We start from the raw sequence: 24,800 nt of genomic DNA, 5'->3' as shown, positions 1-24,800 counted from the left end.
GTCGTATAACGTCGACCCGCCGCCGGGTACGAATTGTGCTCAGTCGTTCCGGGGGAAGCCGAGATTGATGCCGCCGTGGCTGGGGTCGAGCCAACGGGTGGTGACGACCTTGCCTCGGGTGAAGAAGTGGACACCTTCGGCACCATGAGCGTGTGTGTCCCCGAACAACGAATTCTTCCAGCCGCCAAAACTGTAGTAGGACATTGGAACCGGGACGGGAACATTGATGCCGACCATGCCGACCTCGACCTCGTTCTGGAACCGCCGCGCAGCGCCACCGTCGTTGGTGAAGATCGCTGTGCCGTTGCCGAATTGGCTGGAATTCACCAAAGCCAGAGCCTCGTCGTAGGTCTTGACACGAACAACCGACAGGACGGGCCCGAAGATTTCGTCGACATAAACCGACATGTCGGTCGTGACGTTGTCGATCAGAGTCGGGCCGAGCCAGAAGCCGTCAGCACCGCCGTCGGCTTGCACTGTGCGGCCGTCGACCACGATGGTCGCACCGTCCTTTTCGCCGGCGTCGATGTAGGAGGCGACTTTGTCGCGGTGCGCCTTCGTCACCAAAGGACCCATGTCGGAATCCTTGGTGCCATCGCCGATCTTCAACGTGTCGGTGCGACCCTTGATCTTCGCTACGAGTTCGTCGGCGATCTCGCCGACCACCACCAATGCACTGATCGCCATGCAACGTTCACCTGCGGACCCGAATCCGGCGTTGACAGCGGCGTCGGCAGCTAAGTCCAGGTCCGCGTCGGGTAGGACGATCATGTGGTTCTTAGCGCCGCCCAACGCCTGTACTCGCTTACCGTGAGCGGTACCGGTGGCATACACGTACTGCGCGATCGGAGTGGACCCGACAAAGCTGACGGCCTTGATGCCGGGGTTGCTCAGTAGACCGTCGACGGCAACCTTGTCACCATGGAGCACGTTGAACACCCCTGCCGGCAGTCCGGCCTCGGCCCACAGTTCGGCCAACCAGTTCGCGGTAGTCGGGTCCTTCTCGGACGGTTTGAGGATTACGGTGTTGCCGGCGGCGATCGCAATGGGGAAGAACCACATTGGGACCATCGCGGGAAAGTTGAAGGGGGAGATGATGGCGACGGGGCCCAATGGTTGGCGAACCGAGTGCACGTCGACCTTGGTTGATGCGTTCTCGGTCATGCCACCCTTGAGTAGGTGCGCTATGCCGCAAGCGAATTCGACGACTTCCTGGCCACGGCTGATCTCGCCGAGGGCGTCGGAAAGAACCTTGCCGTGTTCGGAAGTGATGATCTCGGCGAGTTCTTCCTTACGTGCGTTCAGCAGTTCTCGGAACGCGAACAGTACCTGTGTGCGCCGAGCGAGGGACGTGTCACGCCAGCCGGGGAACGCTGCGGTCGCGGCATCGACAGCCTGCACGACCCGTTCGGGCGACGCCAGCGCCACACGTCCAGTGACTCGACCGGTGGCCGGGTCGAAGATGTCGGCGGCGCTTTCACCAGTGGATTCGATTTCTTGACCGTCGATCCAATGTCCTACTGTGGGTACCACTTTCGAAATGTCCTATCTGGTTTGTTGGGTTTGGCTTAGTTGGCGACGGGCTGGACAGCGCTGAAAACCTTGCGCAGCTCCTGATCGAACTCGGCGGCAGCGGAGTTGGTCAGTTCCACGAGCGGAGGTCGAACAGGCCCACCTGCCATGCCAACGAATTCGCACCAGCGCTTGAGGGCAGCATTGGGCATGATCCCAACTTCGAGCGGACCGATGATCCACTTACGATAGAGCTTGCGTAGTGGATCGAGGGAGTCGAAAATTCTTCGTGCATCCTCGAATTCGCCTTGCGCGATCAGATTGGCGTACGCCCTGATCGGCTTCCACTTCTCGGTTTGATAGAGGTACCCCTCGGGGTCGCAATAGAGTAGTTGCTGCCCGTGTTCGAGCACGTTGTCGAAAAAGTGTTCCTCGAGGGGATCGGAAACCTGCACATGGGTTCCGCGGGCAATCTGCCGCATTGCCAAGTTCAGGTCGGGATTGGCGGTGGTTTTGAGGATTCGGACCCGAGGGTTGGTGCAGAGAGCAGCGAATGTGGATGTGGACAGTGCACAGCCGAGCCCGTCAGGTGTGCCGGGGTTGAAGATGACGTAGGGAATGTCGACCCGGTCGATCACCGCAGTGAGGAAAGCAAGAAGGTCGGCGTCGACCGTGATTGATCGCGGGGGAACCAACACTGCGTATGTGGCACCTGCTTCTTGAGCGTGCTCAGTCAGTGCAATGGTTTCGGCGAGATCGTCAGTCGAGGTCACCGGCGAGACGTCGAGACGACCGGCACACGCTTCGATGACGACCTCGAGAACGCGCTGGCGTTCGTCGACTGTGAGACTCCAGGACTCACCCATCAAGCCGTTGCAGTAAACGCCGTTCAGTCCGACCGAGATGCAGCGTTCGATGTTTAAACGGAGTCCCGGCTCGTCGATTTCTCCACTGGAATGGAAGGGCGTCGGCAAAGCCGACCAGAGCTCGAGAGCGGTGACGGTATTGGGAGTGAACATAGCGACCTTTCTGAAAGAATCTGCGAGGGAATGTATTTCAGTCGATGCGTCCACGGGTTTCCGGAACCCGCGTAGCGATGAGAAGCACCAGAACCAAGACAGCCGCCGCGGTGATGTAGTAACCGGGTGCAACTGCGACATCAGTGGCCGAGACCAGCGCTGTGCCCACCAACGGGGCAGTGCCGCCGAAGGCGGCGAAGGCCGTGTTGTAGCTGATGGCAGCAGAGGTGAACCGCGTCTTGGTATCGAAAATCTCAACGAAAAATGCGTAGCAACCACCGCCGTAGATGCACAGCGGCACTACAAACAGCAGCTCACCGGCGATCGCCATAGCAATGGTTCCGCTGGTAACCAGGAGGAATGAGGGAACAGTCAATGTAGTGAGGGCGACAGTGCCGGCAATGAGCATGGGCCTACGCCCGACGCGGTCCCCGATGATTCCTGCGATCGGCAGCAGGATCGAGTAGAACAGCATCGCCGCGCCGTTGATGAGCAGAGATTGCTCGCGGCCCAGGTTGCCGGTCGTCTGCACGTAGGCGACGAAATACCCGGACAGTGTGTAAAACCCCATCGCCACCAGGCCCATCACGAACACGACCTGGAACATCTCGAGCTTGTTTCGACGAAACGCTTCTCGCACAGGCCGGTACCCGGGCTCTTCCTTCGCGTGAGCCTTCTTGAAGGCGTCGCTTTCCTCGGTTCGCGAACGGATCCACAATCCGAAGAATGCAGCCGGCAGAGCAAGAAGGAAGGGAATGCGCCATCCCCAGGACGTGAAGGCGTCGTCGTTCATCGTTTGGCTGATGACAAGGATCAGTCCGCCTGCAAAAACCGACGGCAGAGCCGTGGCGGCCAGCGTGATGTTGATCCACAATCCTCGCCGATCGACAGGGGCATGTTCGAAAACGAAGGTCGGAGCTCCCACTGATTCCCCACCCGCGGAGAACCCCTGGACCAGGCGACACAGCACCAGAAGTGCGGGTGCAAGCCAGCCGATTTGCTCATGGCTTGGTAGCAACCCGATCGTAGTTGTGGCCAGCCCGATCGACATCAACGTGATGAACAGGACCTTACGACGGCCGATCTTGTCGCCGAGAGAGCCAAAGAAGATGCCGCCGAGAGGCCGTACGAGGAAGGCCACACCGAACGTCGCGAAAACGCCGAGGAGGCCGGCCACCGCGCTTTCGCCGGGGAAGAACAACTTCGAAAGCACTACGGCGGACAGGCCGTAGAGCATGAAGTCGTAGTACTCGATGAACTGTCCGACCGCACCTCCGGCCAAAACACGTTTTTGCAACGCCGTCAGTTTGGGGGGGTCGGGCACCGTCGTCATTGCTCCACTTTTCTGGACGGTCATCGAGTACCCCCTTCGGCGAAGATGACATCGGCGGCGGTCAAGTCAGATGCTGTGACCGAATCCTCGACAGGTCCATCCAGACGAAATCGGGACAAGCTGCACATGGTGGGTTCTCTCTCTGAAGTCACGATCAGCACCGGGCCGATGCTGTGGCGTGAGTAACAGCGTTCTGAATTTGATCAATATCGGCAACCCTTCTCGACAAGTTGACGAAAATGGCCATATAGTTGGCCAATGTTGGATGACCTTGATCGAAAGATTGTGTGCGCGCTGCAGGTGGACGGTCGGGCGTCCTGGCGGCGGATTGCGGACGTTCTCGGCGAACCCGAGCGCACGGTGAGTAGGCGCGGGACCGCGCTGCTCGAGTCGGGCACCGTCGTCGTCGCGGCGTGGAGCACTCCTGGACCGGCCGCCATCGTCAGCGTTACCTGTACCCCGCAGACGGTGAAGATCGCAGCATCGGCGCTGGCCCGTCGGCGCGACACCACCTTTACCTACACGCTGACCGGGCACGTCGACTGCGTGACCGAGATACGGACTCCGGCCGGCTCGCTGCCGACGCTGCTGTTCGATGAACTCCCCGGCACTCCCGGCATGGTTGGCATGTCGACTCTGCCGGTAGTGAAGTACTACCGCACCGGATACGAATGGCATCCAGATTTCCTTACCCCGGAACAGGTTTCGAAACTCCGCGAGTTCGTACTCCCGCCTCAGTCACCCAACGATGCCGTCGTCGCGTTCAGTGAAACCGATCGGGTGATTCTCCGCGTCCTCGCTGGTGACGGACGGCTGCCCAATGACAAGCTCGCCCGTGCCGCTGGAGTCTCCGAAGCAACCATCCGTCGTCGAGTTGACGAACTTCGTCGCACTGGAGCAATCGCCGTGCGTGCTGTTGTCGATCCGGCCGAGCTTGGTTTACCGGTCGAGGCGATGTTGTGGATCAAGGCCGCGCCCAGAGACATCGACGCCATCGGAGAGTCGCTGCTATCGCATCCTGGCATCCGCTACGCCGCAGCCATCACCGGTGAGTATCAGATCGTCGCAGATCTGATTGTCGCTACCAAGGAGGAACTGCATACGGTGATCACTCGCTCGCCCATACTCGAGCGGGCTCAGACGGTCGTCTCCACGTTCGTGGTGACTGCACTCAAACGCAGCGGTGTCCTTGCCCCAGACCTCCGTGCCACCGACTCCGAAATCTAGGGGATCGCTGGAACTCACATGGGTGTCACCCAATTAAGAAAACCTTGGCCACATATTGCTTGTCGACTCAGCCAGGCACGAACGTAGTCACACTGTCGGACCCCAGGACTACCGTCGTAGGCGGGGTTTGAAAAGCAGGGGTTTCGGCGAGGCGTCGGTAGGGCCCCATGCGCCCCCCGGACCAGAGGAGCGACGATGTCGGACAATACTTTCGATCTGGAAATCCTGAGTGCCTGGACTACTTTCGAGACTCATCTCGCTCGCTACATCTCCGTGATGGAGGACGACGACACTCTCGTGGTGGAGTCGCATTACGACAGCATGGACGAACTGGCAGACGCACCCGCGTGCATCCAGTTCTTCGCGTGGAATCAGACCTCCGTGCGCTGTGAAGTCCCTTCCAACAGGTTTCTGCATCCACTGCGGATGCTCGAACCGGAAGACCATTCAGCGCTGCTCGACATGGGGTTCAGCGCTCCCGATCTGTGCGAGCACGAGCCCGAGGGCAACGGGTCCATGTCCTTCTACATCGACGTCGACCGCACTCGTCCCGAGGAACTGGTGACAAAGGTGTTGCGTGTCTTCCGCGAGATGTGGAGCATTGCGCACCCGTCGTTCCTGCGTGCCAGCACCAGTGGACGCGAGTCGACGCCGGCGTTCGCCACGACGCCGTCGCACGCTCCCTCGGGTTCGGGTGACATGCTGCGGATCCTGGTCGACGGGGCCGTCGAACGCCTTCTCGGCCATCCACCCAAGCGTGACGACGACGGCGACATCCCGCTCGTCCGCGGTGAGCAGGTCACCTATGTTCGTGTCCTCGAGGACGACGAGTACGTGGAGGTGTTCTCGCGGGTCGTGCATTCGGTGGAGAACGTCGATAACGCTGCTGTTGTTCTCGCCCAGCTCAATCGGCAGTGGCCGACCATCAAACTCATTCTCGTCGAGCAGAGTGTGCTGGGCGTTGTGCGGGTGGACGGCGCACCCTTCGTCGCCGAGCACCTCCTCCGGGCTCTGCGCTCGTTCGCCGAATTGGCCGAAGCATCGGACGAACTCGCCGAAGAACTGGGCGGGCAACCCATTCGCGCTACCGGAGACACCGCCTTCAACGACGGGATGGCCTCCGAGCACGAAGATCCCGGTGCCGAATACGAATCACACGAGTGCCACGAATTTCCTCCGGCGCTCATGGCGCTCCTCGAACTCGACGCGGACGGAACGGGCGAGCTCAGCGCCGAAGAGGTTGCCGTGATCTGTGAGCACGACCGCGACACCATTCTCGACTACCTGAGGATCAGCCAGGAGCAGGAGACGGCCTGGCACGAGGCGTTGACCGAGTCCATCCGGCGCAAGGACGACGACACCGACCTGTGCGCGGGCGAAAAGCGCGCGTGGACGCACGCGATCCGCAACCTCAGGCGCGGACTGCGCGTCGTTGTACTTCCCGCCAAGGATGCAGCGCCGACCCAGCTCGGCCTCTTCGACGATCAGGCCTGAGAGCCGGAAATCGAGCGCTGCGGCTCAGCCCGGTAGCGGGATGACGATGCCAGGCAAGATCTCGATCTGACGCGGCAACTGGGGAAGCTGCGGCACTTCGATCGGCGGCAGGCCGGGCACCTCGATGGGTGCTGGGGGAGCGGCCGCGCCCGTCGTGGGCGTGCCCGTCCCGTCACCCGAGGTCACACCGGAGTTGGCGGGAACGCCGGCCTGCCCGCCGATGGGATCGGGCCACGGGAAGCTCTCCCAGTCGGAACCCTTCAACGCGCCGTCCATCGTGCTCTTCCAAATATCCGCAGGCACTCCGGAGCCGTAGATCAAACCACCGTAGGAGTTGGTGATGGCCTGAGCGTCGGAAGTTCCGATCCACACCGCGGTGGACAGCGACGGCGTGTAACCGACCATCCACGCATCCTTGTTCTGCCCCGTGTCACCCAACTGCGCGGTGCCGGTCTTGGCAGCAGACGGGCGTCCACCGGCGAGCGCGTGACCGTTCGAGTACGACGCGATAGGCAGCATTGCCTGCGTGATGTTGTCGGCAACGGCAGCATCGAGACGACGCTCACCGGGAGAGACCGGACGATCGAGCAGGACTTCACCTTCGGCCGTCACGACCTTCTGGATGAAGTGCGGCTGCTGGTACACACCGGAGTTGGCGAGCGTCGCATACGCGGACGCCATGTCGATAACACGAGACTGATACTGGCCGAGCACGATTCCGTTCTCCGGCGGGCCACCCTCCTGTGTGAGCGTCGGGTAGTCGAGTCCGGGAATCTGTTCGGGGATGCCGGCCAGATGGGCGGCGTCAGCGATCTTCTGGGCACCGTTCTCCATCGAGAGCATCAACCGGTAGAAGCTGGTGTTCAGCGAACGCTTGAGTGCCTCGGCGATGGTGCATCGACCACAGGTTTCGCCGCCGACGTTTCCGATGGTCACACCGTTGATCGTGAGCGGTGAACTGTCGAACCGTGCGGACAGCGGAATGTCTTCCATCAATGCTGCGACCAGGCCGAAGACCTTGAACGCTGAACCGGTCTGCAGCGGCGCCTGGGCGTAGTCGAATCCCGCTCCGTCGTCACCGCCGTAATAGGCGTCGACGCCACCGGTCTTGGGGTCGATGGACACTACTGCGGTCCGCAGGTCTTCCGGTTCACCGTCGAGATTCCGCTTGACGGCGCCAAGCGCAGCTTCCTGCGCAACCGGGTCGATGGTTGTCGTGATTTGCAGACCAGCGGTGTTCAGCGTCTGGTCGCTGATACCGGCCTCGGCCAGTTCCTTGAGTACCTGAGTCTTGATGTGGCCTTCGGGTCCGGGCGCCTGGTTCAGATCGGTCGGCCGATTGGCGGGGGCGACAGCCGGGAACTGCATCGCGTCGCGATCCGTCTTGGTCAGGCTGCCCAGTTCCACCATGCCGTTGAGAACGTAGTCCCAGCGCGCTTGCAGCGCGGACAGATTGGTCTCGGGGTCCAGGAACGACGGGCTCTGGATGACGGAAGCGAGAACTGCGCCTTCCTCGACGCTCAGCTCACTGACCGGCTTGTCGAAGTACGCGTTCGACGCGGCGGCGATGCCGTAGGCACCGCGACCGAAGTAGATGGTGTTGAGATACGCGGCAAGAATGTCGTCCTTGGACCATTCGCGCGCCATCTTGGCGGAGATGACAAGCTCACGCAGCTTCCTGTCGATACTGCGCTTGTCACCGACCAAGACGTTCTTCACGTATTGCTGAGTGATCGTCGAGCCACCGCCGGCGCTTTCCTTGCCCATCACGTTGTCTCGGGCAGCGCGAGCAAATCCGGAGATCGAGAAGCCGGGGTTGGTGTAGAAGTTGCGATCCTCCGCCGAGAGCACCGAATCGCGGACGTGAATCGGGATGGCCGACAACGCGACCTCGGTGCGGTTTCCCTCCGCCGGCACCACCTTGCCGAGCACGGTCGTGCCGTCGGCCATGTAGATGGTGGACACCTGATTGGTCTGCATGTCCGAGGGGCGCGGGACATCGGTCCGGCTGTACGCGACAGCAAAAACCGACGCAGGCACGATGACCATCAGGAGTACGAGTACGTAGATTGTCCGCCGGACGTACCGCCACTTAGAGCGCTGCTTCTTCTCCGGCTTGGCCGACTTGCTCGACCGTGGGGAATTAGCCGACTTGCCCGATCGAGCCGACGACTGATCGCCACCCGTCGCACTCGATCTGTTCGATGGACTCACTCAACACTCCCGGTCGTGGATCCGGACTTACCGGCACCATTCCACCAGGGTGATATCTCGATCAGATAACTCCCGGCAACTGCGATACCGAAATGTCACCCTACCGGGCTGGCTACTCGCGACGTTCTGCTCGGACCGCGTTCCGATATCCGCGGAACGCCAGCCCGAGAGCGACGACGCAACCGAGCAGCACCAAAGACGGCATCACGCCGGGGTCGCCCTTGACGATCGCGACCACAGCGCCGATCAACGCCATGAGGGCGAAGACCGAGATGAAGCCGGCGATCAGCTCCATGCGCTGGGCGCGCGAAGCCCGCCTCATCGAAACCGCGCGCAGGCGCGCATCACGACTTGACGCCGCCTGCGGTCAGACCGGCGATGATGCGTCGCTGGAAGATGAGAACCATGATGACCAGCGGGATCATCACAAGGGTTCCGCCGGCCATGATCGAGGTGTACGGCGTGACGAATGGGTCGGTTCCGGAGAATTTGGCCATCGCCACCGTGACGGGCGCGGTTTTGTCACTAGAGAGTTGCAGCGAGAGCAGGTACTCGTTGACCGTTGCGATGAAAGCCAAAATCGCGGTGGTGAACAGTGCCGGCGCGGCGAGCGGCAGCATGATCAGACGGAACGCCTGGCCACGGGTGGCGCCGTCGATACGCGCCGCTTCTTCGAGCTCCCACGGAAGTTCGGAGAAGAACGACGTCAGCGTGTAGACCGTCAGCGGCAGCACGAACGAGATGTTCGGGATGATCAGCGCTTTGTAGCTGCCGATCCAGCCGATGTCGGTGAACAACTGGAACAGCGGGGTCACGAGGGCGACGACCGGAAACATGGACGCGCCGAGGATGATTCCGGTGACGAAGTATTTGCCACGAAAATCGAATCGCGAGAGCGCGTACGCCGTGAACACGCCGATGACCAAGGCGATCAGCGTGGTCGCACCCGCGATGATGAGGCTGTTCATCAGTGCCCGGGTGAAGTTCACCTTCGCGTCGGGATCGAGCGCCGCGGTGAAGTTGGACAGCGTGAGATTTGTGGGCCACAGCGACGTCGAGAACGTGTCCGCCGGGTCGCGCAACGCCGTCACAATCATCCAGTAGCAGGGAGCGAGTCCCCACACGATGATCAGTACGACGCCGATGTAGGTGCCGATCTTGCCGCGTAGTGCCTTGTTCATACCGGCTCCCCCTTCCGCTGCTTTTCCTGCGTGCTGACCGCATTGGCTCCGAGGAATCGGACCAGGATGAAGGCCACAGCGAAGATGATGAGGAACGTGATGGTGGACAGTGCCGACGCCGAATTGGCGCCGACGCGCATCTGATCGACCACCAGAACCGAGATGGTGGAGGTGGCGGGATTGGATCCCATCATGATCGCGGGCAGGTCGTACATGCGCAGCGCGTCCATCGTGCGGAAGAGCACCGCCACCATGAGTGCGGGCTTGACCAGCGGAAGCGTGATCATGCGGAATCGCTGCCAGGCCGTCGCGCCGTCGACCTTGGCGGCCTCGTAGACGTCGGCGGGAATCATCTGCAGACCCGCGAGAATCAGCAACGCCATGAACGGCGCGGTCTTCCAGACGTCGGCGACGACGATCGCGAATCGTGCCGGCCAGGGATCCGCCGTCCACAGGATGTTGGTGCCGAGGATCTTGTTGGCAATGCCGTCGTTGGTGAAGATGAAGAACCAGAGCTTCGCGGTGACGGCGGTGGGGATGGCCCAGGGAATCAGCACGGAAGCGCGGAGCAAACCGCGGCCGCGGAACGTCTTGGCCATGATCAGCGCCATCGACAGACCGATCACCGTCTCGAGCAGAACGGTGACGACGGTGAAGCCGAACGTATTTCCGATCGACTGCCAGAACTGCGATCCGAGCGTGCCGGGCGGGCAGGGAATCGAGCCGTTGGCGGTGTTGCAGGACTGGGTGATCCAGTTCTTGTAGTTCTCGAACCACGTGAACTGACCGGTGACGAACATGCCGGTCTCGGGGTCGAGCTTCTTGCCGTCGCTGTGCATCGACATCCAGATCGCTCGTCCGAGCGGATACAGAATGATGACGGCGAGAACGATCAGCGACGGTGCGACGAACGCCCACACCGGAACTCGTCGACGCTTCTTCGGCTTGTCGGCCGACGCAGGCGGGGGCGAGGTCGGTGGGGGTGGAGTAGCTGCAAGGTCAGGCAGAACCTTGGTCAGGGATGTCCCTGCTGCCTCGGATGCCGACGGCTCTTCTAGCGGTTCCGGTGCACGGTGTCTCCCACCAACGCCCGAACGGTCGGGACCGGTTGAACCGGCCCCGACCGTGGGGTTGGTAGGCACAGCCGCGGAAGGATCCTGCGGTTCTGCCATTGCTTATTGCTCCTGGTAGATCAGTTACCGGCGGTTTCGATGCCGGCCTTGGTGTCCGCCAAAGCCTGCTCGACGGTCTTCTCGCCGCGAATAGCAGCGTAGGTGTTGTCGGAGATCGACTTCGACACCTGCGTGTAGTACGGCGTGACGGGGCGCGGCTGAGCGGTAGCGAGTGCTTCCTTCAGGGTCGCGAAGTACGGGAACTGAGCGAGCACTGCCGGGTCGTCGTAGACAGCCGAGAGGACGGGTGCGCCGCCGACCTCGGTGAAGTACGTCTGCGACTTCTTGGTCTGCATGAACTCGAGGAAGTCACGAGCCGTTGCCGGCGCGTCGGAGTACGCGCTGATGCCGACGTTGTAGCCGCCGACGGTCGAAGCGCCCGGTCCGTCGACACCCGGAAGAACGGTGTAGCCGTACTTGCCGGCAACCGAGGTCTTCTCACCGTCGACCGAGAAGCCGGACCACGTGCGCATGAAGAGTGCCTTGCCGTCACCGAACGCGGTCTGCGACTCGCCCTCGGAGTAGGTCAGTGCTTCCTGCGGGATGGTGTTGTCGGCGAAGTTGTCGACGATCGACTGAACGCCTGCCTTCGTCTTGTCGTCGATGGCCGGGGTGAGTCCGTCCGGGCCGACCCACGGGCCGTCGAAAGCGTTGGTGATCTCGGTGGTGTTGACCGTCAGGCCCTCGTAGTTCTTGAACTGACCGATGTAGCAGGAGATGCCGGCTTCGACAGCCTTCGGGCAGTTTTCCTTGAGCTCGGCCCACGTGGTGGGAGCCTTCTCGACGAGGTCCTTGCGGTAGTACAGGAACGCGGCGTTGGTGTTCTTCGGCGCTGCGTAGAGCTTGCCGTTGTAGGTGCCCGACGCGACGGTCGACGGCAGGAGGCCGGACTCGTCGATCGCGAGGTCACCCTCGAGCGGCAGCAGCCAGCCGTTTGCGGCGAACTGAGCGGTGTTGACGACGTCGACGCCGATGAGGTCGTACTCGTCGCTCTTGGCCTGCATGCGCTGGGTGATGTCGTCGACCTGCGCGTTGGCTTCCTTGGCCAGCGGCTTGAGCGTGACCTTCTCGTCCGGATGCTCCGCATTCCAGTCGGTGATGATGTTTTCGAGCGCCTCGTTCAGGGCATCCTGCCCCTCGACGATCGTGATGGGTCCGCGGCCTTCGCTCGAGGACGATCCCCCGGATGCGGCCGTGGTGCTGGTTCCGCTGTCCTTGTCCGAATCGGACGAGCAGCCTGCCAGTACCAGCATGGACGCTGCCGTGGCTGCAATTGCAGCGCGGCGCATCGCCTTCGAGTTCAGAACCATGGATTCGCTCCCCGTATGTGTATGACAAATAGACGGTCACCGAGAGCCGGCTCACGGCATGCGCCATGGGTGCCGGCTCCCGGCATCGGCCCCTACTGTGGCACGAGACACCCCTACTTGTGGGTATTACGCCGAACCTGAATCGGTCATGTGTCGTTTGACAGGTCCGCCTAACCCAGGCGACGCCCGTCGGTGGTGGCAAAAATGTGCACCTTCTCAGGGTCGACGCGCAGGTTGACTCGCTCGCCCTTCTGCGGCGGGTTGCGCCAGTCACCACGCGAAACGATCTGCTGCAACCGTCCGCCGATCGTGGTGCGTCCGTAGACGTAGGCGTCGGAACCGAGTTCCTCGACGACGTCGACCTCCATCGGCAGGCCTTCGGCGGCGATCTCGAGGTGCTCGGGGCGAATACCCAGAACAACCTCGGTTTCGACGACACCGTTCATCGTCTCGCGCGGAACCGGAACGATCCCGTCACCGAATGCGACGCCGCCGTCGACGACGGGGAGGGTGAACAGGTTCATCGCGGGTGAACCCATGAAGCCGGCGACGAAGACGTTCTTCGGCTTGTTGTAGAGCTCGCGCGGCGAGGCGCACTGCTGCAGGATTCCCTTTTCGAGGACTGCGACGCGGTCACCCATCGTCATGGCCTCGACCTGGTCGTGGGTCACGTAGACCATCGTCGTCGCGAGGCGTCGTTGCAGCTGAGCGATCTGCGTGCGTGTCTGAACACGGAGTTTCGCGTCGAGGTTCGAGAGGGGCTCGTCCATGAGGAAGACCTGCGGCTGGCGGACGATGGCGCGGCCCATCGCCACTCGCTGACGCTGACCACCGGACAGCGCCTTGGGCTTGCGGTCGAGGTACGGCTCGAGATCGAGCATCTTCGCGACCTCTTCGACGCGGGCGCGGATCTCCGTCTTGTTGGTTCCGGCGAGCTTGAGCGCAAAACCCATGTTCTCGGCCACCGACATGTGCGGGTACAGCGCGTAGTTCTGGAAGACCATCGCGATGTCGCGCTCTTTCGGTTCCTGACCGGTGACGTCGCGGTCGCCGATGAGGATGCGCCCGCTGTGGACGTCTTCGAGCCCGGCGAGCATGCGCAGGGTGGTCGACTTTCCGCAGCCGGATGGTCCGACGAGGACGAGGAACTCGCCGTCCTCGATCTCGAGGTCGAGCTTGTCCACTGCCGGGGTGTTCGATCCGGGGAACAGGCAGGTGGTGCTCTCGAAAGTCACTGAAGCCATGACGGGGTTGATCCCTTCTACCGGCAGGAACGTGCCGGACGATCCAAGTTGAGGGTGAGCGTGTGCGCTAGCAGCATAAACGTCCGTGTCGGCGCGCGAGCGTAGTCTTTCACGGTGAGTTCGGAGAAGATGCTGACCCGCATCGGTGCGCTGCTTCGCCAAGCGGAGTCCACCGACAATCCGCACGAAGGTGAAGCCTTCATGGCCGCCGCGCAGCGGTTGGCCACCGGTTCCGCGATCGACCTGGCGGTCGCGCGGGCGCACACCGCGTCCTCGGAAAAACGTGCGACACCCACTCAGCGGCTCATCACCATCGGCGAACCGGGCAAGCGCGGGCTGCGAACGTACGCCCAGTTGTTCATCGCGATCGCCGCTGCCAACGACGTACAGTGCGACATCGCGCAGACGTCGGCCGTCATCTACGCCTACGGCTTCGCCGGTGACATCGACGTGTGCGAAGCGCTGTACTCGAGCCTGCTCTTCCAGATGGTCCGTGACTCCGACGCGTACGTGCGCTCCGGGGCGTACCGCGGCGAAACATCCGTGCGGACCGTCGTCGAAACTCGTGGACGACGACGCGTCAACACGCAGGTCCGCAAGCCGGTGGCCGGAGTGACGGCGCGCCTGAACTTCCAGATGGCGTACGCGTCCCGGATCGGTGCTCGGTTGGCCGAGACGAAGCAGGAGACGGAGAAGGCGGCGATCGCAGAATCTGCCACGTCGTCTTCGGAAACCGCACTCGTGCTGCGCAACAAGGAAATCGAGCTCAAGGACTACTACTCGTCCAACTCCCAGGCACGTGGGACGTGGCGGGGCGGTGGTCGCGCGAGTGCCGGGCACTCCTCGCATGCTCGACGAGCGGGTGATCGGGCGGCGCGCTCCGCACGTCTGGGAAACCTGCCGGAGATCGGCGGGGTGCGCGGGCAGCTCGACTCGTGAGGGATACGCAGCGGAGCGCCGTCTACGAGGCAGAGACGTTGGTGCGCACCATGTTCGATCGCGCCGACGAGCGCGGACTTCGGAGCGTCGAGGTCATGGGTTCCACCATCACGTTGCCGGTCGAGCGCAAATTCGGTTCCGTGGAGTCGGTCCAGGCGTACTGCGATCAGCTACTCGGGCTGAACTGGGTACTCGCGACCTGGCCTCGCGCAACCATTCCGGTGTCCGTACGCTCCCGCGCCGGCAATGCCGCCGCTCACTACTCGAACGACGTCATCGCCGTCCCGGACGACCGTGACGGCCGGTGGGCGCTACGCGAATTCGTTGTCTTGCACGAACTTGCGCACCACCTCGGCGACCCCACTTCCGACGAGGCCTCCCACGGGCCCGAGTTCGTCGACCGCTATACGAGCCTGGTCGGTGAGATCATCGGACCCGAGGCGACCTTCGTTCTTCGAGCGATGTTTCTTGCCGGTGGTGTTCGAACGGACTAGATGTCAGCCCTCGGTGAACCGGGTGGTGTGCGAACCGGTCGGCTGGAATACTCGGCCTATGGATGCGCCGCGCAGACTGGTCCTGGTCAAGGGTGAGTCGGAACTCCCCGATCCGGCTGTCGCCGTGCGCAAACCCCCGCTGATTCGTGAAGCCTACGGACGAGTGCTGCGGGAGGTCAGACGCGATCAGGACCGAACTCTCGACGACGTAGCCGCAAAGGTCGGGATGTCGAAGCAGTACCTCTCCGAGATCGAACGGGGCAAGAAGGAACCGTCGTCGGAAATTCTGCGCGCCATCTGCGAAGCGCTCGGGATGCCGCTCGAGCACCTGCTGTTCCGAGCGGGCAACAGGATCGTTGCGCTCAACTCCCTCACCTTCGGACATTCTCCCGCACCGATCTCCGGTCCCGTCCTGATGGCAGCCTGATCAGTTCCCTTCGATGAGGGTGTCAGCCAGTCCGTAGGAGATAGCGTCGTCGGCAGTGAAGATCCTGTCGCGATCGGTGTCCTTGCGGAGCCGCTCGACGCTCTGACCGGTGTGCTTACTCAGAATCGCCTCGGTCTGCTCCCGGATTCTCAGGATCTCGGCTGCTTGAAGCGCGAGGTCCGAGATGGTGCCGCTACCTTGCGTCGACGGTTGATGCAGCAGCACCCGCGAATGGGCAAGAACATGCCGATGGCCCGGAGTGCCTGCGGCCAGAAGCACTGCAGCAGCCGAAGCCGCTTGACCCATGCAGTACGTCGAAATCGTCGGTTTCAAGAACTGCATGGTGTCGTAGATCGCGAGCATCGCCGTGGTGGAACCGCCGGGAGAGTTGATGTACAAACCGATTTCGCGATCCGGGTTGTCGGCTTGCAGATGCAGCATCTGAGCCATCACGACGTTGGCGACGCCGTCGTCGATCTCTGTGCCGAGAAAGACGATGCGTTCGTTGAGCAGCCTGCTGAAGATGTCGAAAGATCGCTCACCCGTTGGTGTTCGCTCGATGACACTGGGAATCGTGTACTGGGACATGACGTCACAATCCGATCTTGGGGAAGGTGGCTTGCGGTGCGATCTCGGCGAAGGACGTCACGACGCGGTCGACGATTCCGTACTCGCGCGCCTGCTCGGCGGTGAACCAGCGATCCCGATCGCTGTCGGTCTCGATCTCTTCGACGGTCCGGCCCGTTTCGGCGGCGAGGATTTCCTGCGATTGACGCTTCATCAGCTCGAGGCTCTCGGCCTGGATCGCAATGTCCACCGCAGTGCCACCGATACCTGCCGAAGGTTGGTGCATCATGATGCGGCTGTGCGCCAGGCTGATTCGCTTGCCGTGGGTGCCGGAGCAGAGAAGCACCTGGCCCATGCTGGCCGCGAAGCCCATCGCGACCGTCACGACGTCGTTGGGGATGAGCTTCATCGTGTCGTAGATGGCCAGGCCGGCAAACACCGATCCGCCGGGTGAATTGATGTACAGCACGATGTCGCGCTTGGGGTCCGTGGTGGCGAGGAGCACCAGTTCCGAACACACACGTTCGGCCATGGCGTCGTTGACCTCGCCGGTGAGCAGAATCGTTCGCTGTCGGAAGAGCCTGTCTGTCAACAGGTCACGGTAGCCGGTATCGGTGGGCGCTTCAGTAGTCATGAATCCATTCCTACCGGCGCAGCGATGCCGGGGCCCCGCCTGTCTGCTGTGGGCAGATCGCCCCTGTTTTTACCCGCCCCTTTTTTGCCCGCCCCTTTTTTGCCCGCCCCCCTGTTTGAGCGAACGGCACGTTCAGTCGATCTAAGGCGCCGAAAGTACCGTTCGCTCGAAAAGGGGTGGGTACAAGTGCGGGCAAACCCGTCACCGACGGCGGCGGTAGCGGTACCGCGCACACCCGGCCATGATGGGAGAAGACAACCATTCCTCTCGTCAGGAGCGTGGCATGACTCGTCCGGTACGCATCGGTGTTCAACTCCAACCCCAGCACGCACCCGATTACGGGTTGATACGCGACGCCGTCTTGCGGTCCGAGGACGCCGGGGTGGACATCGTCTTCAACTGGGACCACTTCTACCCGTTGACCGGCGATCCCGACGGCGCCCACTTCGAATGCTGGACCATGCTCGGCGCCTGGGCCGAGCAGACCGAACGCGTCGAAATCGGCGCCCTGGTCACCGGTGGTGGCTACCGCAATCCGGATCTGCTGGCCGACATGGCGCGAACCGTCGACCACATCAGCGGCGGACGCCTGATCCTCGGTATCGGTGCCGGCTGGTTCGAGAAGGACTACGACCAGTTCGGATACGACTTCGGCACTCCCGGTTCACGGCTGAAACTGCTGGGCGAATACCTCCCCCGCATCACAGGCCGCCTGGCGAAGGGCAACCCGCCGCCGACGCGCAACATCCCGGTCCTCATCGGCGGTGGCGGCGAGAAGAAGACCCTGCGCCTGGTCGCCGAGTACGCCGACGTCTGGCACAGCTTCGGTGACCGCGAGACACACCTGCGCAAGTCAGGCATCCTCTCCGACCATTGCGCCGACGTAGGCCGGAACCCGCTGGAAGTAGAGCACTCGGTTCCGTGGCCTGGGCTCGAGAATGCTGCTGACCTGGTCGCCGACGGTGTCTCGCTCTTCACCGTCGGCGTCAGCGGACCGGACTACGACCTCACGACGCTTGCCGAGGCCATCGCTTGGCGCGACGACAACACACCGCCTGCGTTGAGCGGGCTGGCCTGAGCGGTACCAAGGACTTCGTCGTTGTCGGCGCCGAGAACGGGCGGCGCCGACGTCAGACGTGGCCTCTGGCCGGAGAAGTTGACCGGAAAGGCCACTTGCTTCAACGGTCCGAGCGTCGGATGGTCGACGGTTCCGACCATTCCGAGCGCGGCGGTGTGGGGATCGGAGTAGATCTCGTCGAGATGGCGGATCGGTGACACCGGCACGGCGCGTTCGGCGAGAAGAGCGCACCAGTGTTCGACGGTTTCCGATGTGAAGGCGCTGGTGAGTTCTCGTTCCAGACTCTCGCGGTTCTCCACCCTGTCGCGGTTGTGGACGAAACGCGGATCGGTGACCAGTTCACTCCTTCCGATGGCCTCGCACAGCGACGCCCACATCCCGTCGTTGCCGACAGCGACGACGAAGTACCCGTCGCTGGCAGGAAATGCTTGATACGGAGCAAGATTCGGATGACCGGAGCCCAACGCAGTCGGGCGCTCACCGGTGGCAAAGTAACTGGTCGCCCAGTTCACGTGCATCGCGAGTTGGCACTCGTACAGCGACGTGGTCACGTACTGTCCGCGCCCGGTCCGGCCTCGCTCGACCAATGCAGCCAGGACACCGACCAGTCCGAAAAGCGCTGCGCCCAAGTCTCCCAAAGCAAACCCGGATTTCATCGGAGCACCACCCGGTTCACCGGTGAGCGACATGAGCCCACCCGCGGCCTGCGCGATCATGTCGTACCCCGGTTCGTCGCGCAGCGGTCCTTCTTCACCGAAGGCAGAGATGTGCAGGGTGATCAGATGCGGGTATCGCTCGGACAGTGCCTGGTAGTCGAAGATCTTCTGTAATCCGCTGCCCGGCTTGAAGTTCTCCACGACTACATCGGTCTCTTCGAGCATGCGGTGGATGATCTCCTGTCCTTCGGTGGACTTGAGGTCGATCGTGACCGACTTCTTACCGCGGTTGATCGCGAGGTAGTAGGCGGCATCTACCCCGACGAAGGGAGGCCCCCACGAACGCGTGGGGTCGCCGCCTTCAGGGTGTTCGATCTTGGTGACGTCGGCACCGAGATCGGCAAGCGACATGGTTGCGTACGGCCCGGCAAGGATCTTCGACAGATCCAGAACACGGACACCGGCGAGGGGTGTGGGGCCTGTTGGAGAGTTCACCGATGACCACCTGCTACAGAGAGGAACTCGGCTACGACGTCACGTGCATCATCCAGCTCGACGTCACCGCCGTCGGTGATCACGTCGAGATTGCCGAGCGCAGCCGACGGCACCTTCCCGGCAAGACCGGCCAGGTAGGAATTAGCCACCAGCAGTGACCGGTACCCATTACCGTGTCGGATGCCGTGATCCGCAAGATCGAAAAGCAGGGTCGCCATGACGGCACGAGCGAGCTCGTCGGCATACTTTGCGCTGGCGGCCTGGGCGGCATCGTCAGATCCGCAGATCAGACGATCTCCTTCCTCTACCAGTTCCTCCCAGCGCCGCAACAGAACTCCGGCCCCGGCTTCGCAGTCCGGTCCGACGGTGGACAGGATGTCCGTCATAGCTCCCGCGACCGTGCGGTGCGAGTTGAACTTGCGCAGGCACCGAAGTACGTCCAGCGCAATGACATTGCTCGAGCCCTCCCAGATCGAGCCCAAGTGGGCATCCCGCACTAGTCGCGCGTTGGCCCAATCCTCGATGTAGCCGTTTCCTCCGCGCACCTCCATGGCCTCGCCGGTGACCGCCCGCGCGCGTTTGCAGACAAAGTGTTTGGCGATCGGCGTCAGTACCCTGATCAGTGCGCGCGCCTGTTCGTCGCCGCCGTCTGCTGCCTGAAGACACTGTGCGCTGTACGCGACCAGGGCCAGCGAAGCCTCGGCATCGAGTGCAAGGGGAAGAAGCGTCGCCCGCATCAGCGGCTGGTCGAAGAGCTTCTTACCGAACACGACTCGACTCTTCGAATGTTCGACGGCTTCGCGGACTGCTCGGCGCATGAGAGCGCTCGAACGCATCGCATTGGACAGGCGAGACGTGTTGACCATCTCCGCCATCTGGCGGAACCCTCGATCGAGTTCACCGACCTGGAGTGCGTGCGCGCGGTTCAGCGTCACCTCGCCGCTCGGCATCGAACGCGTACCCAGCTTGTCCTTGAGACGATCGATCGTGAGGTTGTTGCGCTCGCCGGATCCCAAGGTCTTGGGCACCATGAACATTCCAACTCCACGCGTCGAACCATCCTGTCCGCCCGGGAATCTTGCGAGGGTGATGATCACATCGGCATCCGGGTTGGAGGCGAACCACTTCTTGCCCGTCAGAACCCATCCGTCACCGTCGGGCTCGGCGCGTGTTTCGGTGCAGGCGATGTCGGTTCCTGCCTGAATCTCGGTCATGAACATCGCACCCGTCTTCGCCTGCTCGGGGTCCGTCGACGTCAACGCGTCGATCCAGGGCGCGAACACGGCCGGATCACCGAACATACGCAGGGTCCGCGCAGCAGCATCTGTCATCGACACCGGACAGGCCAGCCCGAACTCTGCCTGCACGAAGATGTACGACGCGAGGTACTTCGCGAGTGGCGGATGCACGGAGTCCCATCCGTGCAACCCTTTTCGGTGCGACATGGCGGACAGGCCGTACTCGTTGTACGCCGCCCGGCACAGTTCCAGGTAGGCCGGGTGATAGGAAATCCGGTCGACGCGGTCACCGGCCTTGTCGAATTGCTGCAGCACCGGCGGGTTCTTGTCTGCAATGTCGGCAAGCTCGGACAAACGGCCGGCGGCATCTCGGCCCAGTCGGTCGAGCAATCCGTTCAACGTCTCTCGGTCCGCCCCGGCGGTCCATCTGTCCACTACCGCTGTCAGAGCGGGGTCGGTGTGTGCAAAGTTCATCAGTGGTCAACGCCTTTCAGGGTGGAAACATCGGTCATGTTCGAGGAGCTCGTCGACTCCAGCCCTTGCGCGTGCAGCGCACTCCTGCGCAACAATGCCGTCATACAGACAAGGGAGAGAACGACATACACGAGCCCAAGAGCGACGACCGGCCAGATCGAGTTGGTTCGCGTCAGCAGATACTGGCTGACCATCGGGGCCGTTCCGGCAAATACGGCGGTCGACAATTGGTACGACAGAGAGATGCCGGTATACCGAACATTGGTGGGGAAAACCTGCGCCAGGATGCCGGCCAACGCGGCGTAATACATTGCGTGAGGCGCCGTCGCGAGGACCATACCCAGAATCGCCAAGGGCACGGAGCCCGTCTGAACCAGCACGAACATCAGTGGTAGGAGCACGATCTCCGGAAGCAGCATCCAACGGACCGCTTTCGACGGATCGATCCGCGTGGCCAGCACAGCGCCGAAAGGCTGTACGAGCGCCTGGGCTACCAGTGCCACGGTGATCACGAGGAGGAAGTCACTGCGCTCGAAGCCGAGATCCGTTGTCGCCCAAGAGAGCGCAAAGGTTGTCTTGACGTACGTGATGGCAACACCGGCAACCACAGCGCCGACGCCGAGAGCAAGTTCGACGGGATGCGAACGCAACACTTCAACCAGCGGCATCCGTGTACGTTCCTGTGCCGCAACAGCCTTCTTCATCTCGGGTGTCTCGGAGATGTGCAGTCGGATGTAGAGAGCGACGATCACCAAAGCTGCGGATCCGAGGAACGGCAGACGCCAACCCCACGACTCGAACACGGAATCCGACATCAACGTCAGGCCGAGGAAGGCCAGCGTCGCGAGCAGGTTGCCGACCGGTGAACCCTGCTGCGCAAACGCACCGTAGAGCACCTTTTTCTTCGGGGGAGCGAACTCGGTAGCGATCAATACGGCGCCACCCCATTCGCCGCCCATGGCAATGCCCTGGAGAACACGCAGTGCCACAAGCAGTATCGGTGCCCAGATCCCGATCTGGGAGTACGTAGGGAGGAGGCCGACACCGACAGTTCCCAACCCCATGAGCGCGAGGGTGATGATCACGGCGTTCTTGCGACCGAACTTGTCTCCGAAATGACCGAACACCACTCCGCCGACCGGACGAGCCACGAATCCCACGGCAAAAGTCGCGAAGGCGGCGAGTGTTCCCACCGCCGGCGACGCATCCGGGAAGAACAGCGGGCCGAGCACCAAGGCGGATGCGGTTCCGTAGATGTAGAAGTCGAACCACTCGATAGTCGTTCCGACAAACGCCGTGATTCCGGCCTTGCGCGCCTGTTTGGTGTTGTATTCAGGCGGATTGGTGTCTTGACCTGGGTGTTGATCCACGGTTCTCCCTGATTCTCGCGTCGGGCATCACCAAGGGATGCAATGTGAGGCGTGAATCACTATCGTCCGAAATCCATGTAGAGTCCAAGACTTAGTTCGACTCATTTATGTGAGAGAACCACATAATGAAACCCGGGAGGAGCGACATGGAATTGCGTCAGCTGCGCGCGTTTCTCGCAGTCGCCGACGAACTTCATTTCGGCCGGGCCGCCGAGCGACTCCACATCGGGCAGTCGCCGCTCAGCCAGACCATTCGGGCGCTCGAGCGCGAACTCGGCACCGACCTGTTTGTCCGGACCACCAGATCAGTGCAATTGACCGCAGCCGGCGAAGCCTTGGTCACGCCCGCACGAATCATCGAAGCGCAGATCGCCGTCGTACGGGATATCGCATCAGCGGCGTCGACCGGGGAAACAGGCCGTGTCACGGTGGGTTTCGGCGGAACGGGCGGCTACACGGTGCTGTCGGCCCTCACACGATCGCTGGCCGACTCCCATCCGGGAATCGAACTGGACCTACGGCCGCAGATGTACTCGGGTGAGGTGCTCGACGCTCTCCGACGCGGAACACTCGACATGGGCATAGTCGGCCTGCCCATTCCGCGCGGATTCGAGACTCACACTGTGCGCGAGGAAACCTTGATGGTCGCGGTTCCGGCCAGGCATCACCTCAGTACCCGGGACTCGGTGTCACCGGAAGACCTGGCAACCGAGCGATTCGTGATGTATCCCGCCGAGCACGGCTCGGTGGTGCGCGATGCGACGTTGTCCGTCTGCGCCACAGCAGGTTTCACGCCCACCGGCGCGCACGAAGCCCCCGATCCGTACAGCCTGTTGGCCATGGTCGGAGCGGGGGTCGGGATCGCCGTCGTCGTGGAGTCGACGGCGCATCTGTCCATGGACGGGGTCGTGTACCTGCCGATCGCCGGGGCCACGCCCACGCTGAAAATCGCGATGGCATGGCGACCGAACAATCCGACGCCGGCAGTACACACCGTCACCAGGGTACTGAGGGAGCAGCCTTAGGCTCTCGCGAGAATTCCGGCGAAATCTGTTCCCACAGGCAGAGTTCCGTACTCGTGACCACGGTCGGCGCCGAGGCGAGCGGCAATGAACGCATCGGACGAGGCGGCCGGGGAGTGGCGCACCATGAGCGAAGCCTGCAGCGCCAACGCCATTGCCTCGACGACGGTCCGAGCGCGGAGCTGGGCGTCGGCGGGTGCCATCGTGGCGAGCTCACCGAGTTGGCGTCGTACCCGATCGAGGTGCTGATCGAGGACCGGGTTGTTGCCGCGAGCGAGGTTGACCTCGTGGTCGAAGGCGGCAACGGAATCGGGTTCACGGGTCATCGCGCGCAGGACATCGAGTGCGATGACGTTGCCCGACCCCTCCCACACGGCCATGACGGGCTGCTCACGGTAGCGACGGGCAAGCGGGAAGTCCTCGGTGTAACCGTTACCGCCCAGGCATTCGAGTGCCTCGTAGGAGTGGTGCGGGCCGCGCTTGCAGATCCAGTACTTCGCAACAGCCGTCGCGAGTCGGCGGAACGCCTTTTCCTGCTCGTCCGCGTCCTCGTCCTGCGCGCGAGCCAATCGCAGTGCGGTGATGGTCGCGGCTTCGGATTCGAGAGCCAGATCGGCGAGCACCGACGTCATCGCCGGCTGATCTGCCAGGACGGCACCGAAAGCGCTTCGGTGCCGTGCGTGCCACACCGCTTCGGCGACCGACTGACGCATACCTGCCGTGCTGCCGAGGATGCAGTCGAGTCGCGTCTGGGACACCATTTCGATGATGGTCCGCACGCCACGACCCGGTTCGCCGATCATGGTGCCGACGGTGCCGTCGAGTTCGATCTCGGACGACGCGTTGGACTTGTTGCCCAGCTTGTTCTTCAGACGCTGGATGCGGAAGACGTTGCGTGTGCCGTCAGGCAGGATGCGGGGGAGAAGGAAGCAGGAAAGCCCCTCACCGGCAGCACCTTCGGCCTGAGCGAGAACCAGGAAGGCGTCGGACATCGGCGCGGAGCAGAACCACTTGTGTCCGGTGAGCAGGTAGTCCGCACCCGGGCCGCCACGTCCGGCCGGCTTGGCGATGGTCGTGTTGGCTCGCACGTCGGAGCCGCCCTGCTTTTCCGTCATCGACATTCCGAATATCGCGGATGCCTTTCCGGGAGCATCCAACTCGGGGGTGTAGCTCCGAGAAAGGGCACGCGGGGTCCAGATGGCGGCTACATCGGGTTGCAGCTCGAGCGAGGGGATCACGGCGTGCGTCATGGAGATCGGGCACGCGTGGCCCGGTTCGACCTGGGAGAAGAGCATGAATGCCGCGGCCCGAGCCACGTTGGCGCCCGGCTTCGGGTCAGCCCAGGCAGAGGTGTGAGCACCGTGCGCTACGGCGGCAGAGATGATCCGGTGATACGACGGATGGTATTCGACCTCGTCGATGCGGTTTCCCCAGCGATCGAAGGTCTTCAATTCGGGGATCACCGTGTTGGCCAGCTCGGCGTCGTGCTGGAATCCAGCACTGCCAACCAGTTCACCGACGTCGGTGAGTTCGCTTGTGGCCCAATCGGCGTCGTGGCGCGCGACCCCTTCGGCCAGGACCGTATCGAGCAGGAACTCGTTGACGTCCGTGCGCGGTACCGACTGGTTGAGCACTGCATGGGTGCGATGCGGAGCCGGGTGGGTGACGGTCTTCTCGGAAATATCAGTCATGACAGGCCT

General features: G+C 62.6%; 22 protein-coding genes. 7 read left to right on the top strand and 15 right to left on the bottom strand.

What is annotated here, in order from left to right; translation table 11 throughout:
- Positions 1-39 precede the first annotated feature (39 nt).
- Genes R4P70_RS00190 through R4P70_RS00180 form a run of 3 tightly spaced genes read right to left on the bottom strand, consistent with a single transcriptional unit; the run spans position 40 to position 3,888 of the window.
- Positions 40-1,509 carry a CoA-acylating methylmalonate-semialdehyde dehydrogenase gene (locus tag R4P70_RS00190; protein ID WP_139148557.1) on the bottom strand — a complete coding sequence of 490 codons (1,470 nt, stop codon included), beginning with the start codon at positions 1,507-1,509 and terminating at the stop codon, positions 40-42.
- A gap of 59 nt (positions 1,510-1,568) precedes the next feature.
- On the bottom strand, positions 1,569-2,531 hold the full coding sequence (locus tag R4P70_RS00185; RefSeq protein WP_317830166.1) for a dihydrodipicolinate synthase family protein: 963 nt from the start codon (positions 2,529-2,531) through the stop codon (positions 1,569-1,571).
- A 37-nt stretch (positions 2,532-2,568) separates the two neighbouring features.
- Positions 2,569-3,888, bottom strand: a complete 1,320-nt coding sequence (locus R4P70_RS00180; RefSeq protein WP_283307751.1) for an MFS transporter — start codon at positions 3,886-3,888, stop codon at positions 2,569-2,571.
- A 234-nt stretch (positions 3,889-4,122) separates the two neighbouring features.
- Here R4P70_RS00180 and R4P70_RS00175 point away from each other — a divergent pair, with 234 nt between their 5' ends.
- Together R4P70_RS00175 and R4P70_RS00170 are read left to right on the top strand one after the other, a co-directional pair.
- Positions 4,123-5,091, top strand: coding sequence for an Lrp/AsnC family transcriptional regulator (locus R4P70_RS00175; protein WP_070797540.1), 969 nt, complete (start codon positions 4,123-4,125; stop codon positions 5,089-5,091).
- Between the two features lie 195 nt (positions 5,092-5,286).
- Positions 5,287-6,585 carry a T3SS (YopN, CesT) and YbjN peptide-binding chaperone 1 gene (locus R4P70_RS00170; protein ID WP_020909759.1) on the top strand — a complete coding sequence of 433 codons (1,299 nt, stop codon included), beginning with the start codon at positions 5,287-5,289 and terminating at the stop codon, positions 6,583-6,585.
- Between the two features lie 24 nt (positions 6,586-6,609).
- On the opposite strand, the gene R4P70_RS00165 is transcribed toward R4P70_RS00170, so the two are convergent.
- The 6 genes from R4P70_RS00165 to R4P70_RS00140 all read right to left on the bottom strand — a co-directional run bounded on the left by R4P70_RS00165 (position 6,610) and on the right by R4P70_RS00140 (position 13,706).
- Positions 6,610-8,799, bottom strand: a complete 2,190-nt coding sequence (locus R4P70_RS00165) for a transglycosylase domain-containing protein (protein WP_317830164.1) — start codon at positions 8,797-8,799, stop codon at positions 6,610-6,612.
- A 112-nt stretch (positions 8,800-8,911) separates the two neighbouring features.
- On the bottom strand, positions 8,912-9,121 hold the full coding sequence (locus tag R4P70_RS00160; RefSeq protein WP_019746112.1) for a hypothetical protein: 210 nt from the start codon (positions 9,119-9,121) through the stop codon (positions 8,912-8,914).
- Between the two features lie 22 nt (positions 9,122-9,143).
- Positions 9,144-9,980, bottom strand: a complete 837-nt coding sequence (locus R4P70_RS00155) for a carbohydrate ABC transporter permease (RefSeq protein WP_019746113.1) — start codon at positions 9,978-9,980, stop codon at positions 9,144-9,146.
- On the bottom strand, positions 9,977-11,152 hold the full coding sequence (locus R4P70_RS00150; RefSeq protein ID WP_317830163.1) for a sugar ABC transporter permease: 1,176 nt from the start codon (positions 11,150-11,152) through the stop codon (positions 9,977-9,979). The genes R4P70_RS00155 and R4P70_RS00150 overlap by 4 nt, the downstream gene beginning before the upstream one ends.
- 20 nt (positions 11,153-11,172) lie before the next feature.
- The gene (locus R4P70_RS00145; protein ID WP_003946022.1) at positions 11,173-12,462 is read right to left on the bottom strand and encodes an ABC transporter substrate-binding protein; all 1,290 of its coding nucleotides are present in this window, start codon (positions 12,460-12,462) and stop codon (positions 11,173-11,175) included.
- Between the two features lie 170 nt (positions 12,463-12,632).
- Positions 12,633-13,706 carry an ABC transporter ATP-binding protein gene (locus tag R4P70_RS00140; RefSeq protein ID WP_003946073.1) on the bottom strand — a complete coding sequence of 358 codons (1,074 nt, stop codon included), beginning with the start codon at positions 13,704-13,706 and terminating at the stop codon, positions 12,633-12,635.
- Positions 13,707-13,820: 114 nt separating this feature from the next.
- Between R4P70_RS00140 and R4P70_RS00135 the strand changes: the two genes are divergently transcribed.
- From R4P70_RS00135 to R4P70_RS00125, 3 genes are read left to right on the top strand one after another with little or no spacing between them, the layout of a single operon-like run.
- Positions 13,821-14,645 carry a DUF2786 domain-containing protein gene (locus tag R4P70_RS00135; protein WP_021346121.1) on the top strand — a complete coding sequence of 275 codons (825 nt, stop codon included), beginning with the start codon at positions 13,821-13,823 and terminating at the stop codon, positions 14,643-14,645.
- Positions 14,642-15,139 (top strand): TIGR04338 family metallohydrolase, encoded by a 498-nt coding sequence (locus R4P70_RS00130; protein WP_019746117.1) that lies wholly within the window; start codon positions 14,642-14,644, stop codon positions 15,137-15,139. The genes R4P70_RS00135 and R4P70_RS00130 overlap by 4 nt, the downstream gene beginning before the upstream one ends.
- Positions 15,140-15,197: 58 nt before the next feature.
- Positions 15,198-15,566 carry a helix-turn-helix domain-containing protein gene (locus tag R4P70_RS00125; protein WP_003946041.1) on the top strand — a complete coding sequence of 123 codons (369 nt, stop codon included), beginning with the start codon at positions 15,198-15,200 and terminating at the stop codon, positions 15,564-15,566.
- Here R4P70_RS00125 and R4P70_RS00120 read toward each other — a convergent pair whose 3' ends face one another.
- Complete coding sequence (locus R4P70_RS00120) at positions 15,567-16,154, bottom strand: ATP-dependent Clp protease proteolytic subunit (RefSeq protein ID WP_003945993.1); 588 nt, start codon at positions 16,152-16,154, stop codon at positions 15,567-15,569.
- A gap of 4 nt (positions 16,155-16,158) precedes the next feature.
- Positions 16,159-16,767 carry a ClpP family protease gene (locus tag R4P70_RS00115; RefSeq protein WP_020909763.1) on the bottom strand — a complete coding sequence of 203 codons (609 nt, stop codon included), beginning with the start codon at positions 16,765-16,767 and terminating at the stop codon, positions 16,159-16,161.
- Positions 16,768-17,050: 283 nt separating this feature from the next.
- On the opposite strand from R4P70_RS00115, the gene R4P70_RS00110 reads away from it, so the two are divergent.
- Entirely contained in the window at positions 17,051-17,845 is a 795-nt protein-coding gene (locus tag R4P70_RS00110) for an LLM class F420-dependent oxidoreductase (RefSeq protein WP_020971420.1), read from the top strand.
- Here the strand turns inward: R4P70_RS00110 and R4P70_RS00105 are convergent.
- Genes R4P70_RS00105 through R4P70_RS00095 form a run of 3 tightly spaced genes read right to left on the bottom strand, consistent with a single transcriptional unit; the run spans position 17,767 to position 22,078 of the window.
- Positions 17,767-18,996: a CoA transferase gene (locus tag R4P70_RS00105; RefSeq protein WP_317830162.1), complete on the bottom strand. Its 1,230-nt coding sequence runs from the start codon at positions 18,994-18,996 to the stop codon at positions 17,767-17,769. The two genes, R4P70_RS00110 and R4P70_RS00105, sit on opposite strands and share 79 nt — an antisense overlap.
- The gene (locus tag R4P70_RS00100; RefSeq protein WP_317830161.1) at positions 18,993-20,708 is read right to left on the bottom strand and encodes an acyl-CoA dehydrogenase family protein; all 1,716 of its coding nucleotides are present in this window, start codon (positions 20,706-20,708) and stop codon (positions 18,993-18,995) included. The genes R4P70_RS00105 and R4P70_RS00100 overlap by 4 nt, the downstream gene beginning before the upstream one ends.
- Complete coding sequence (locus R4P70_RS00095; protein ID WP_047889988.1) at positions 20,708-22,078, bottom strand: MFS transporter; 1,371 nt, start codon at positions 22,076-22,078, stop codon at positions 20,708-20,710. Before R4P70_RS00095 ends, R4P70_RS00100 begins: the two co-directional genes overlap by 1 nt.
- A 146-nt stretch (positions 22,079-22,224) precedes the next feature.
- On the opposite strand from R4P70_RS00095, the gene R4P70_RS00090 reads away from it, so the two are divergent.
- Entirely contained in the window at positions 22,225-23,103 is an 879-nt protein-coding gene (locus tag R4P70_RS00090; protein ID WP_317830160.1) for a LysR family transcriptional regulator, read from the top strand.
- Here the strand turns inward: R4P70_RS00090 and R4P70_RS00085 are convergent.
- Positions 23,100-24,791 (bottom strand): acyl-CoA dehydrogenase family protein, encoded by a 1,692-nt coding sequence (locus R4P70_RS00085; protein ID WP_256065808.1) that lies wholly within the window; start codon positions 24,789-24,791, stop codon positions 23,100-23,102. The two genes, R4P70_RS00090 and R4P70_RS00085, sit on opposite strands and share 4 nt — an antisense overlap.
- Between the last annotated feature and the right edge of the window lie 9 nt (positions 24,792-24,800).

This window comes from Rhodococcus sp. IEGM 1241 (assembly GCF_033142365.1).
In the GTDB taxonomy this organism is placed as follows: domain Bacteria; phylum Actinomycetota; class Actinomycetes; order Mycobacteriales; family Mycobacteriaceae; genus Rhodococcus_F; species Rhodococcus_F erythropolis.
Note: the sequence above shows the minus strand (reverse complement) of the source record. Positions and strands in the feature narration are given on the sequence as shown.